The 12,468-nt window shown below is 55.4% G+C and carries 13 protein-coding genes and 1 tRNA gene; 7 read left to right on the top strand and 7 right to left on the bottom strand.

What is annotated here, in order from left to right; all coding sequences use genetic code 11:
- Positions 1-210: 210 nt before the first annotated feature.
- Both AAC086_RS06125 and AAC086_RS06120 read right to left on the bottom strand, forming a co-directional pair.
- Positions 211-1,158 (bottom strand): D-2-hydroxyacid dehydrogenase family protein, encoded by a 948-nt coding sequence (locus AAC086_RS06125; RefSeq protein WP_339776569.1) that lies wholly within the window; start codon positions 1,156-1,158, stop codon positions 211-213.
- 135 nt (positions 1,159-1,293) lie between these two features.
- Positions 1,294-2,997, bottom strand: a complete 1,704-nt coding sequence (locus AAC086_RS06120; RefSeq protein WP_339776566.1) for a dihydroxyacetone kinase family protein — start codon at positions 2,995-2,997, stop codon at positions 1,294-1,296.
- 239 nt (positions 2,998-3,236) lie between these two features.
- Here AAC086_RS06120 and AAC086_RS06115 point away from each other — a divergent pair, with 239 nt between their 5' ends.
- Positions 3,237-3,743, top strand: a complete 507-nt coding sequence (locus tag AAC086_RS06115; protein WP_339776563.1) for a ClbS/DfsB family four-helix bundle protein — start codon at positions 3,237-3,239, stop codon at positions 3,741-3,743.
- Positions 3,744-4,016: 273 nt separating this feature from the next.
- Positions 4,017-4,262 carry a hypothetical protein gene (locus AAC086_RS06110; RefSeq protein ID WP_339776561.1) on the top strand — a complete coding sequence of 82 codons (246 nt, stop codon included), beginning with the start codon at positions 4,017-4,019 and terminating at the stop codon, positions 4,260-4,262.
- Between the two features lie 367 nt (positions 4,263-4,629).
- Here AAC086_RS06110 and AAC086_RS06105 read toward each other — a convergent pair.
- Positions 4,630-4,719, bottom strand: a tRNA-Ser gene (locus tag AAC086_RS06105).
- A 545-nt stretch (positions 4,720-5,264) separates the two neighbouring features.
- Between AAC086_RS06105 and rplU the strand changes: the two genes are divergently transcribed.
- From rplU to proB, 4 genes are all read left to right on the top strand, one after another.
- A complete protein-coding gene (gene rplU / locus AAC086_RS06100; RefSeq protein ID WP_339776918.1) occupies positions 5,265-5,576 on the top strand; it encodes a 50S ribosomal protein L21 in 312 nt (103 codons plus the stop codon).
- Positions 5,577-5,609: 33 nt separating this feature from the next.
- Positions 5,610-5,870, top strand: coding sequence for a 50S ribosomal protein L27 (gene rpmA / locus AAC086_RS06095; RefSeq protein WP_085588136.1), 261 nt, complete (start codon positions 5,610-5,612; stop codon positions 5,868-5,870).
- Between the two features lie 160 nt (positions 5,871-6,030).
- Positions 6,031-7,068: a GTPase ObgE gene (gene obgE, locus AAC086_RS06090; RefSeq protein ID WP_339776558.1), complete on the top strand. Its 1,038-nt coding sequence runs from the start codon at positions 6,031-6,033 to the stop codon at positions 7,066-7,068.
- The gene (gene proB, locus AAC086_RS06085) at positions 7,065-8,180 is read left to right on the top strand and encodes a glutamate 5-kinase (RefSeq protein ID WP_339776555.1); all 1,116 of its coding nucleotides are present in this window, start codon (positions 7,065-7,067) and stop codon (positions 8,178-8,180) included. Before obgE ends, proB begins: the two co-directional genes overlap by 4 nt.
- A 64-nt stretch (positions 8,181-8,244) precedes the next feature.
- Here proB and AAC086_RS06080 read toward each other — a convergent pair whose 3' ends face one another.
- A complete protein-coding gene (locus tag AAC086_RS06080) occupies positions 8,245-8,877 on the bottom strand; it encodes a cysteine hydrolase family protein (protein WP_339776552.1) in 633 nt (210 codons plus the stop codon).
- Between the two features lie 113 nt (positions 8,878-8,990).
- Here AAC086_RS06080 and AAC086_RS06075 point away from each other — a divergent pair, with 113 nt between their 5' ends.
- A complete protein-coding gene (locus AAC086_RS06075) occupies positions 8,991-9,848 on the top strand; it encodes a LysR family transcriptional regulator (RefSeq protein WP_339776550.1) in 858 nt (285 codons plus the stop codon).
- Positions 9,849-9,869: 21 nt separating this feature from the next.
- Here AAC086_RS06075 and AAC086_RS06070 read toward each other — a convergent pair whose 3' ends face one another.
- From AAC086_RS06070 to AAC086_RS06060, 3 genes are read right to left on the bottom strand one after another with little or no spacing between them, the layout of a single operon-like run.
- The gene (locus AAC086_RS06070; protein ID WP_339776549.1) at positions 9,870-10,523 is read right to left on the bottom strand and encodes a nucleoside triphosphate hydrolase; all 654 of its coding nucleotides are present in this window, start codon (positions 10,521-10,523) and stop codon (positions 9,870-9,872) included.
- A gap of 22 nt (positions 10,524-10,545) precedes the next feature.
- On the bottom strand, positions 10,546-11,343 hold the full coding sequence (locus AAC086_RS06065) for an ATP-binding cassette domain-containing protein (RefSeq protein WP_339776547.1): 798 nt from the start codon (positions 11,341-11,343) through the stop codon (positions 10,546-10,548).
- Positions 11,340-12,422, bottom strand: a complete 1,083-nt coding sequence (locus AAC086_RS06060; protein ID WP_339776544.1) for an ABC transporter permease — start codon at positions 12,420-12,422, stop codon at positions 11,340-11,342. The genes AAC086_RS06065 and AAC086_RS06060 overlap by 4 nt, the downstream gene beginning before the upstream one ends.
- Between the last annotated feature and the right edge of the window lie 46 nt (positions 12,423-12,468).

Below are 12,468 nucleotides of genomic sequence, written 5' to 3'. Positions count from 1 at the left end.
CGTTGGCACCTAACCGGGCGAAGGTCAGGCGTAACGGGCATAAACAGAATGCCGAAACCCCGTATGTGAACACAGGCCGGTTGCCGTTTGACGCGGCGGAACATAGCAAGGTCCTAATATGTCGGCTATGCGTGTTTGGCGTTCCCCCTGTTCTTGATTGGAGAACGCATCGCCAAGTCTATGGAATAAAAGTGTTATTTGTACTTTGTGTCAGCTTATAATTCGGATGGGGGCGTTGTCCATCCAGGCCAGAACAGCCTTAACCGTCTGGCCGTAAAACACTTTCCAGGTTTCACGCGTGACATAACCCAGATGCGGGGTCAGCAACAGGCGATTGCTGTGGCGCAGCGGATGATCTGACGGTAGGGGTTCGGTGTCATAAACATCAATCCCGGCTCCGGCGATGATGCCCTTATTGACCGCATCTAGCAGGTCATCGACATTTACAATCGGCCCGCGCGATGTGTTGATCAAAAAGGCGGATGGTTTCATTTTTTCGAAATCGACCCGGCTGATCAGGTTTATGGTGCGCTCGGACAGGCGCTGATGGATGGTGATGAAATCGCTGTTGGCGAGAAGCTCGTCCTTGCGGGCCAATTGCACGCCCAGTTCGGCGCACCGTTGTGCTGTCAGGTTTTCCGACCATGCCATCACATTCATATCAAACGCTTTGGCAATTTGCGCGATCTTGCCGCCCAATCGGCCCAGGCCGATGATGCCAAGTGTGGACCCTGCCAAATCCTGCCCCAGCCCGACTTGCCAGCCGCCCTGGCGCATCGATGCATTTTCCGGCACGATGCCGCGTGCCAGGCCCAATATCAGGGCAAAAGTCAGCTCTGGCGTGGCTGTGGACGGGGATTCGGTGCCGCAAACGACAATGCCGTGCTGCCTGGCGGCCTGCATATCAATGGCGTCGTTGCGCTTGCCGGTGGTGACAATCAGTTTCAGGTTGGGCAGACGCGCCATAAGATCGCTGCCAATCGGGGTGCGTTCGCGCATGATGCATAAAACGTCAAACGGGCTTAACCGGGCAACAAGAGCGTCAAGATCGCTCAGTGTGTCGTGAAAGACTGTGATCTCGGCGCGGGTTTCAACCGGCGACCAGTCTGCCGAGGTGCGGGCCAGATTTTGATAGTCATCAAGAATTGCGATTTTCATGAAGGGTCCGTTTTTGTTGGGCGTTCCTGATTCTATGAACCGACGAAAAGAAAGATTTGTCACGAAAATTCGATGCGTTAACCGCGCAAGATAGCGCGGGCCGGTTTAGTGTGTGGTTTTCAGTTGCCGGGGTTTTTACAAGCTATCGGCAATTTCCTGCATCCAGATGGCAACGGCAACCGCGCCGCCATCGGGGACCCCCACGGCCCGGTCACCCAGATAACTGGCGCGGCCCAGTTCCGGCGTCATTTCGGCGGTTTTATCGGCCCCGTTGCGTGCGGCGTCGCAGGCGGCCTGCCATGCGTCTTTGCCGGTTTTGTCTTTGGCAACGGCATCGCGAAAGGCCTTGGCGGCGGGCAACAAGGCATCAAGCATGGTGCGGTCGCCCTGTTTGGCCCCGCCCAGTTCAGCAATGGCGTTGGCCGCAATTTCAAAGGCTTCGGCCCATTGCGCGGGGGATGGCGAAGGCGATGCGGCATCTTGCAAATGGCGGCCCGCCCGGATCAGGGCGTTGGCGTAAAACGGGCCGGAACTGCCTGCAATTGCCTTGCGCAGCGCATTGCCCGTGGCAATAAGCGCGGTTGCCGGTGTGGCCCATGCCTTGTGCGGTAATGCTAAAATGGCGTCCGCCCCGCGTTCCAGGCTGGCCCCCAAATCGCCGTCGCCAGCTTTGGTGTCCAGATCGGTCAGGTGCGGTTCTTCGGCTTTCAGTTTTTTGGCAACGGCCTGGCCAATACCCTCGATCTTATCCGCCAGCGGCCCGCGCTCGGGATAGGTAATGTCATCGCTGCTACCTGCCGGGTCTTTGATTTCCTGGCGTTTGGCGGCAATTGTGCCGCTGCCCGGCCATGCCCGGGCGGTGGTGGTGGCATCAAGCAGGTGGGTTCGGGTGTCGTCCAGTTTTAACAGTGATAACGAACAACCCGGCATGTCAATCGCACTTAACAAGGTGCCGGGCCATACGCGCGCGACATCAATGCTCTGCGCGCGCAGATAGGCGATGGCATGGCGGGTCATAATCGCCAGTTCCATGCTTGATGTGCCGCCAAGGCCATTGACCAGCAAGGCAACCTTGTCGCCTTTGCCAATTTTGCGGTCATCAATGATGGTTTTCAGGATAATTTCGGCCAGTTCATCCGCCGTGCTGATCTTTCGCCGCTCTACCCCTTTTTCACCGTGAATGCCAAGGCCCAGCTCAATCTCGTCATCTTTCAGGGTAAAGCCGGGCTTGTTGGCACCCGGCAGGGTGCAGGCACCCAGCGCAACCCCCATCGAGCCAAGATCGCGCGCTGCATTCCGGGCAATATCGGCAATTTCGGCCAGCGATTTTCCGGCTGCGGCGGCAGCACCGGCAATTTTATGGATCAAAACCGTTCCGGCAATGCCGCGCCTGCGATCTTCGCTGACGGTTTGATGCAGCGATACATCATCGGCAACCACGACAATTTCAACCGGTATTCCCTCGGTTTGCACCAGTTCGGCTGCCAAACCGAAATTCAGTCGGTCGCCGGTATAGTTTTTGACCACCAAAACCGCCCCGGCAGGCCCGGCACAGGCGCGAATGGCATGTAAAACCGCATCGGTCGAGGGGGATGTAAAAACATCACCCGCCACAGCCCCGGTTAACATGCCTTTGCCGACATATCCGGCATGGGCCGGTTCGTGGCCGCTGCCGCCCCCCGAAATTATCGCAACCGGGCGTTCGTCCGGGGCGGGCAGGCCAGCTTGCAAAACAACATTGTCGTGTTCAAGCAATGCCAGTTCGTCCGAACCATCCACCACCCCTTCGAGCATCTCGCGAACAACATTTTTGGGATTGTTGATTAGTTTTTTTGACATGATTTCTCACCTGCCTGTCCTGGAGTTTCCTTGATTTTGGATTTCTTTTTAACAAGTTAATCCAAAAAGGGATAAATGCCAGCTTTGTGGGGAAATCCAGATACTTTCGATCCAGGATTGTTTAAAATCAAACGGCGGATTTGGCGTGGTTAGACCGACCAAGGGATGTTTAAGCCCTTGGCGGCTTTGGGAATGCTAAAGCAAAGACGCGACAGATGATTACGAAAGAGACCTGCATAATGGCCATTCCAGCCTCTCGTGAAGAATTGCTATTTGCCATCACGACAACGTTTGACAGATTGATGGCGGATTTGGCAAAGGTCCCACCCAGCCGTGCGCGCGAAGCCACGCTTAAAGGACATGCCGCGGGGACGCTGATGAGTCCGTCGGATCTGGTGGCCTATTTGATCGGATGGAATGAGCTGGTTCTGAAATGGTTGGACCGCGATGACCGGGGTGAGCCTGTTGATTTTCCTGCGACGGGTTTCAAATGGAACCAGCTTGGTCTCCTGGCGCAGAAATTCTACGCTGATCTAAATGCACAGGAATGGCCCGAATTACTTCACCGCTTTGCGGCAGCCAAGGCGCAGTTGATCGCAACGGTTAAGGCCCGGTCGGATGACGAACTTTATGGTAAGCCATGGTATGGCAAATGGACCAAAGGCCGGATGATCCAGTTCAATACATCCTCTCCCTACGCCAATGCGCGCATTCGTATCCGCAAGTGGCTAAAGGCGCAGGAATAAAAATACACCCTATTTCCGCCTTGGGCTTTTAGGCCCTGAAAGGGGCGGCCCGAGAACAGGGACGTTTCTGGGGCCGGGGTCAGGTATTAAACCGATGCCGGGACGACGGTTATCCTGTGTGTCGTCTTTTCGAAACTGGCGCTAAGTGGCTATTCTAGTACCCAACAATACATACAGGCTTACCAGCTGCGATCTGCTGATACATATCTGCGTTGCAGAATAAAAATTATGCATTTTTTTGAGATCAGATCATAACGCGCGTAGCTGATACGCATGAAAGTCTTTAATATGGATTGGTTCCCTATCGTCTTCGGTACGTTTAAGGTTGTTGCGCTTGTCGTGGCCATGTTCTTCGCCATCAAATGGCATTACGATCAGGGCAAGAAGAAGGGGATGGACAAGCGGGCGGTGCTGCGTTCGGCTGCCAAGATGGCCGCAGTCCTAGTGCTGGCGGCACTCGTCGTGGGACTTGTCAGCTTCGTCCTTGTCACGACGCTCGGTTTGGATATGAGCTACTGATGATGGCATCATACATGCAGGGGCACCAGGAGGGGCGACGACGCTTTCGCTGTCATTCCTTGATCTTTAATGACAAGGATTCTTGCGCCCCCGGTGGGCAAGAGTCTTATGTGATTTTACGCGATCACTAAGTGCTCGGCGTGACCGGATCGTAAACGAGCGATCTGTCTTGCAGATGTGGTCGAGATCACTTCTGCGGGATTCTGCTCGGTGTTCGTCTGAGTCGAGGGTGAAGATCGCCGGGGACCGATATCTGGAAGCGGACGCCGTTTTTTCGATAGGTGGGATACATAACTCGCCAAGTATTGCCGCAGGGGAAATACTTCTAAAACGTCAAAGTTTATTTTAAAAATATTGACTAAGAAAATGGCGGAGAGGGTGGGATTCGAACCCACGGTACTATTGCTAGTACAACGGTTTTCGAGACCGCCCCGTTCGACCACTCCGGCACCTCTCCGCATGTGTGGTCTGGCGTTCGAGGCGCTGTTTAACGGTCTGTGCGCCAGATTGCAAGAGGGAAAAAACAAAACGTTTGGTTTCGATGCTGAAATTGTTGTTTGGGAGCGGTTCGTCGCGGATTTGGCAGGGGCGGGATGGGGGGTGTTGTGTCAGCTGTTTGGTATCACCCTATTATTAAGGTAACGCTCAGACAGGGCCGGAATGGCAGGTTACGGTGTCGGGGCCCGGGACGGATTGGGCCGTTTGGGCATTTTGAGAGTGAATGTGCGTTCGTTTGCCGGGAAAGCAGGAGTCGGCGTGTCGGGTGCCAGGCATGACAATGGTGGAAGCAGGTTTTGATGCGGTGTCGCGCCGATGTTGAACAATGCAGGCTTGCCATGCGTGCCAAACAGGGCCGTATGGCGCGGATTGCCCGCTTTGGAGTTGACATTTAAGGGGGGAAACGGTAATTCACCCGTCTCTCGCAGCGGTCCGGTCTCAGTTTGCAGCGACACCGGTCTGCGCGTTTGCGTTTCCGAAGTCTTTTATTCAGGAACTTATTCGATGTATGCAATCATCAAAACTGGTGGCAAGCAATATAAGGTTGCCGCCAACGACGTTATCAAGGTCGAAAAGATCGCTGCCCAAGCTGGTGAAACCGTGACCCTGGATCAGGTTCTCATGGTGGCTGGCGACGGTGCACCGCAGGTTGGTGCTCCGTTGGTCGCTGGTGCTTCTGTTGTTGCAGAAGTTCTGGAACAGGCCAAGGGCGACAAAGTGATCGTTTTCAAGAAAAAGCGCCGGCACAATTACCGTCGCAAAAATGGTCATCGCCAGAACCTGACCGTTCTGCGCATCACGGGCATCAACGTCTGATTTTCAGACGGATGCAGGTTTTAGGAGGGTTTCATGGCTCATAAAAAAGCTGGTGGTAGCTCCCGTAACGGTCGCGACTCCGAAGGTCGGCGCCTCGGCGTTAAGAAATTCGGCGGCCAAGCGGTTGTTGCAGGTAACATTCTCGTACGTCAGCGTGGCACAAAATTCCATGCGGGCGAAAATGTTGGCCTCGCCAAAGACCATACCTTGTTTGCAACTGCGGGCGGTAGCGTTCAGTTCAAGTCAGGTTTCAAAGGTCGTACCTATGTGAACATCATTCCGGCAGAGGCGTAAGCCTCCCGTTCCGGACACGATGTGTCAAGAATTTGCAGGGGAGGAATGAGCAATCATTCCTCCCCTGTTTTATATGTTTCAGGCAAGATAATGCAGGGCGCGGCAGATTGCGCGGCATTGGGGAAATACCCCCGGACGAATTGATCCCAAAGGACTGGTTATGAAGTTTCTCGACGAGGCAAAAATTCATGTGCAAAGCGGTCGCGGTGGCGCCGGGTCGGTGAGTTTCCGGCGGGAGAAATTCATTGAATATGGCGGTCCCGATGGCGGCGATGGCGGACGGGGCGGCGACATTATTGTTGAGGCCGTTGAAAACCTGAACACCCTGATCGATTTTCGCTATCAGCAGCATTTCAAGGCCCAGATCGGCATGCATGGCATGGGCCGCAACCGAACCGGCCCGGCGGGCAAGTCGGTGACCATCAAGGTGCCGGTGGGCACTCAGATTTTGGCAGAAGACCGCGAAACCGTTATCCTTGACATGATCAAACCCGGGCAAAGCATTGTGCTGTGCCGGGGCGGTGACGGGGGCCGGGGCAATACCCATTTTAAATCATCGACCAACCAGGCCCCAAGGCGCGCCGAAGAAGGCTGGCCGAACGAAGAAATGTCGGTTTGGCTGCGCCTGAAGCTGATTGCCGATGCCGGGCTGGTCGGTTTGCCCAATGCCGGGAAGTCGACTTTTCTGGCGGCATCATCCGCGGCACGGCCCAAAATTGCCGATTATCCCTTTACCACCCTGCATCCGCAGTTAGGTGTGGTCGAGGTTGATGACAATGAATTTGTGCTGGCTGATATTCCCGGCCTGATCGAAGGCGCATCGGAAGGCAAGGGCATTGGTACGCGCTTTTTGGGCCATATCGAACGTTGCGAAGTGTTGTTGCACCTGATTGATTGTGCCGAGGAAGACCCGGTTGCGATCTATCGCACCGTGCGCGAGGAACTTGATAACTACGCCGATATTCTGGTTGATAAACCAGAAGTCGTTGCCCTGTCCAAGGCCGATACGCTGCTGCCTGAAATGGTGGAAGAACAACGCGAGATTTTGGAAAAAGGGATCGGCAAGAAGGTTTATATCGTTTCCGGTGCCACCCAGCAGGGGGTAAAGGAAGTGCATCGTCAGTTGCGCCGCCACATTGTTGAAGAACGCGAACGCCGGGCGCTTGAAAGCAACGAGGATAGAGGGTTCCAGCCTTGAGCCTTGGCGATGCAAAACGGCTGATTGTCAAGGTTGGCTCGGCTTTGCTGGTGGATGAAACCACCGGCAAGCTGCGCCGTGCCTGGCTGGAAGCCCTGGCCGACGATATTGCCGCCCTGCGTGAACGCGGCACGGAAGTGATTATTGTCTCAAGCGGGGCCATTGCCATGGGCCGCCGCCTGTTGGGGCTGGATCATCGCACCATCAGCCTGGCCGATAAACAGGCCGCCGCCGCAACCGGGCAGATTTCGCTGTCTCAGGTCTGGCAGGAGGCCCTGCACCGCAACGGGCTGATCATGGCGCAGGTGCTGGTCACGCTGGAAGATATGGAATCGCGCCAGCGTTATTTAAATGCGCGCGGCACGCTTAATGCGTTGCTGGGCCATGGTGCCGTGCCGCTGATCAATGAAAACGATACCGTCGCCACGGCTGAAATTCGCTTTGGCGATAATGACCGGCTGGCGGCCAAGGTCGCACATATGATTTCGGCGGATATGCTGGTATTGCTGTCTGATATTGACGGGCTTTATAGCGCTGATCCGCGCAAAAACCCAGATGCCGTGCTGATCCCCGAAGTGTGTGAACTGACCCCGGAAATCATGAATATGGCCGGGGCGGCACCGACCATGTATAGCTCTGGCGGGATGGTCACCAAATTGATGGCGGCCGAAATTGCCATGAAATCGGGCTGCCGGATGATGATTGCGCGCGGTACCATCTATCATCCGTTAAAGGCACAGCTTGAGGGTGGCTTGCATACCTTGTTTCAGCCCTCGGAAACACCGCTGGCCGCGCGCCGTCACTGGATTGCGACATCGCTTTCCGCACGCGGTGCGATTGTGATTGATGCCGGGGCCGTCAAGGCGCTGCGCGCGGGCAAAAACCTGTTGGCACCGGGCATTACCACCTTGCAGGGCAGTTTCAAGCAAGGCGATGCGGTGCGGGTGTTAGCCAGTGACGGCAGCGAAGTGGCGCGCGGGCTTTCGGCCTATTCGGCAGAAGAAACCCGTCAGCTCATCGGCCATAACAGCCATGATATCGAGCCGATTTTGGGCTATAGCCGTGGCAATGCGATTATCCATTCCGATGATCTGGTGCTGGCGCAAAGCTGAATTTCAGGCGTTTTTGTCGATTTGAGCTGCGATAACGAGGTGATTATGGGTGAAGGACGGTTTTTCAACCGGCATCGGTAATTTGAGCGGTGCTGGCGATTGTGGCAAAAATATCGGCCAGCATGGCAAGTTCGGCCCGATGCAGGATATTGGTGGGAATAACGCCGGATGTATCTGTTGGGGTATCGGGGCCAATCGCGGCGGGAACCGGAAGGTCGCGCGTGGCGCAGGCATCGCTGGCAACAGTTACGCCGTATCCGGCCTGATGGGCCATACGGGCGGTTGTTGAAATGCAAAGATGCGTCATGAAACCCGCCAGAACCACGTTTTTAAGGCTGTTGCTTTGCAGGGTTTCGTGCAGGTTGGTGTTGCCAAATGCATTTGGCACATGTTTGACGATGGTGGCTTCGTTTGCCATCGGCGCAACTTCGGGCATGATCTCGACATAGCGGTCGTCGGGGTTGAAAATGGCAGCGCCCGCCGGGCTATGATGCACAATATGAATGACAGGGCCTTTATGACGGCGCCAGTGGGCCAGCAAGTGGGCGACGTTTTTTAGGGCCGCGTCAAGCCCGTGTAATTTCAGCGCCCCGCTGCGATATTCTTCCTGGGCATCAATGATAATCAGGGCGGCATTATCGACATTGCCAATGGCTGGGGTAACGCCAGAAAGCGATAATAGTGTTTGGGCCGTCATGGCTTGTTTCCTTTACAAATATGATCTGGCAATTATGGCTCTGCAAATTTGCCATTCATACAGGCATTTTTGCGGTTATAATCTGCATTTACGCAGAATATGCCGGAGCGACAATGCAGATACCAGACTGGGAAGGCCTAAAGACATTTGTGGTGCTTTGCCGGGCGGGCAATATGAGTGCGGCTGCGCGCGAGTTGGGCGTGAACCAGACCACGGTCAGCCGCCGTATTGCCCGGTTGGAAACCATATTGGGCTATCCGGTTTTGCGGCGCGGCGATGGCGAACTGGTGCCCACCAGCCAGGCCAAACCGTTATTGGCGACGGCGCAGGAAATGGAGGCGAATATTGCCGCTGTTTTGGCGGCAACGCCCAAGGCCGGGGATGGCGCACCGGATTTGACCGGAACCGTGCGTGTCACGGCGGTAGATGCCATTCTTGATGGGGTGCTGCTGCCCGCCTTTGGTGATTTTCATCATCGCTATCCCGGCGTGCAGCTTGATTTGATCGGCGGCAACCGCAACCTTAATATTGCCCGGCGCGAGACGGATTTGGCATTGCGGATGGCGATGCCGGAGAGCGGGGCTTTTCGGGCGCGGCGTCTTGGCGACATGCAATTTGCCGTGTATGGCCCCCACAGGGACATGGACCTGCAACAGGCCGACTGGATTGATCTGGTTGATGATTTTGCCGATAAGCCCGAGCAGCTATGGTTACAGCACACCTTTCCTAAACGCCGGGTATTGGCGCGTGCCAATAATGCGGCATTTATGGCGCGGCTGGCATTGCAATGTCGGGGGTGCTGTTTGTTGCCCCGTTGTGTGGGCGACCGGGTTAAGGACCTTTACCGGCAGGATCAATATCAGGTAAGTGCGGGGCGCGAGGTCTGGTTGCTGGTGCATCAGGATATGGCCCATGTGCCGCGTGTGCGCGCAGTGATAGATTGGGTCAGTGCGGTGATGCGGGCGGTATAATCGGCATCAACAGGGTGTTTTTCACCCCTCCGTGCCCTTTAAAGTATCCGTCTTGATGGTATGGTCGGCCAGTCGGCTGTGGCTTTGCACGGTGCGGGCATTGGGAATGTCGTTGTCCAATGCGCGGCGGGTGGCGGTTTCGGTATCGAACCCGTATGTGCGCCAGCGTTTGATTAATCGTTTTTCCAATACCTTTATTGGTACATCAAGAAAAAGGGTAAGATCAAACAGCGATGACAGCCCGTTCCAGGGGGCCTGATCAAGCAACAGATAGTTTCCCTCGATCAGGATGATGCGCTGGTTTTGTGAAATACAGCGCGCCGATCCCCGAGACAGCTCCAGATTGCGGTCAAAGACCGGTACATATATGTCGTCGTCATCGCGCCGAAGGGCAGCAAGACAGCGGGCGAAGCCGCCAACATCAAAGGTGTGCGGTGCGCCTTTGCGGGCCAGATGGTTGCGGGCGGCAAGGATGGTATCATCGAAATGAAAGCCGTCCATCGGCACGATGGCCACCCCGGCTTCATCACCCCCCAGATGGTGATGAAGCCGTTCGGACAGGGTTGATTTGCCCGAAGCGGGGGCGCCAGCGATTGCCACCATTAGCCGGGTATGACCGGACTGACGGCTGGCAATGAGGGAAGCGATAGGATCAAGATCAGGATATTTTTGCATTTAAGGCGGCCCTGATCCTGTTTTAGGCGGTGGCGGCAATTTCAGGGGCCTCAAGGGCACCGGTCATAAAGGCGACGGCATCAGACATGGTATAGTCAGAGGGTTTGATGGTGCAAAGCCGTTTGCCCAGCCGATGGATGTGGATGCGGTCGGCGACCTCGAACACATGGGGCATATTGTGCGATATAAGCACAATTGGCATTCCGCGCGATCGTACATCCTGTATCAATTCCAGCACCCGTCGGCTTTCTTTAACCCCAAGGGCGGCGGTTGGTTCATCCATAATCACGACCTTGGAACCAAATGCAGCCGCACGGGCCACCGCCACCCCCTGACGTTGCCCGCCAGACAGGGTTTCAACCGCCTGATTGATGTTTTGAATGGTCATCAGGCCCAGTTCATTGAGTTTGGCGCGCGCGACACGCTGCATTTCCGGGTGATCCAGCATTTTGAAAAACGTGCCGGCAAAACCGGACCGGCGAATTTCGCGGCCCATAAACATGTTATCGGCAATAGACAGGGCCGGGGACAGGGCCAGGTTTTGGTATACCGTTTCAATGCCAACTTCGCGGGCGTCCATCGGCGATGAAAACGAAACCGGTTTGCCATCAAGCCGTATTTCACCTTCATCCAGGGAAACAGCCCCGGACAATGCCTTGACCAGCGAGGATTTTCCGGCCCCGTTATCGCCGATAATCGCAAGGATTTCGCCGGGATAAAGGTCGAAATCGGCATGATCAAGGGCGGTGACACGGCCATAGCGTTTGACCAGGCCACGCCCGGAAAGAACAGGTTGAAGGGGGGATGATGTGGCATTCATGACGATACCTTTCTGATCCACTGGTCAATCGCAACGGCAATGATGGTCAGCCAGCCAATGGCAAACAGTTGCCACAGCACATCAACGCCAATCATGCGCAAACCGGAATTGAACACGCCGACAATCAGGGCGCCAATCAGGGGGCCGATAATGGACCCGCGCCCGCCAAACAGCGAAATGCCCCCAATGACGACAGCGGTAATGGATTGAAGGTTGGCTTCCTGAAAACTTTGCGGCGACACCGAGCCAACACGACCGATAGAGGCCCATGCCCCGATGGCACATACCAACCCGGCCAGCCCGTAAACCGTGATCAGGGTGCGGTTGGTGCGGATACCGGAAAGTTCGGCAGCGTCCTTGTCATCGCCAATGGCATAAACATGGCGGCCCCATGCGGTATGGTTCAGCACAAACCACAGTACTGCGAAAATCAGCAGCATCAGAACCGAACCATAGGTGATCCGCGCCCCGTTAAACGAAATGGTTTCACCAAAGAACTTTAACAGCGGGGCAATTTCGTCAAGCGTCTGGCTGCGGATCGACTGCGCACCTGATAACCACAAATTCAGGGCGAAAAAGATATTCCAGGTTCCCAGTGTAACGATAAAGGGCGGCAGTTTGATGCGGGTCACCAGAAACCCGTTCATCATCCCGGCACCAATCCCGCCGATACAGCCAATCAGAATGGCAATCGGGGCGGGGACGCCAAGGGTGACCGCAAGCTGCCCCATGATCACGGACATCAGCACCATGATCGCCCCGACCGACAGGTCAATCCCGGCGGTGAGAATAACCAGGCTTTGTGCCGCCGCAAGAATGCCAATAATGGAAACCTGCTGAATAATCAGCGACAGATTAAAGGGCGAAAAAAATTTGGGCCCGGCAATCAAGCCAAAAATAGTGATAGACGTTAGCAGGACAATAACCGGCACCATCGTCGGGTTGCCGTGCAAAAAATGCTGAATGCGGGCAAAAGGCGTGTGCTTTGCGGTGTTAAACTGGGCGACGCTTTTGTCACTGGCATCCAGTGCCTGCTCAAAGTCCTGTTTTTTGTGAGACGTGCGAACAGGATCGCTCATCACTTCCTCCCGGTTTTATCAGGACGCTTTGTTTTCTGGTGGTAAA

Origin of the sequence: uncultured Thalassospira sp. (assembly GCF_963976115.1) — a bacterium.
Lineage (GTDB): Bacteria > Pseudomonadota > Alphaproteobacteria > Rhodospirillales > Thalassospiraceae > Thalassospira.
The sequence above is the reverse complement of the archived record's forward strand: the minus strand, read 5'-3'. Positions and strand labels throughout refer to the sequence as shown.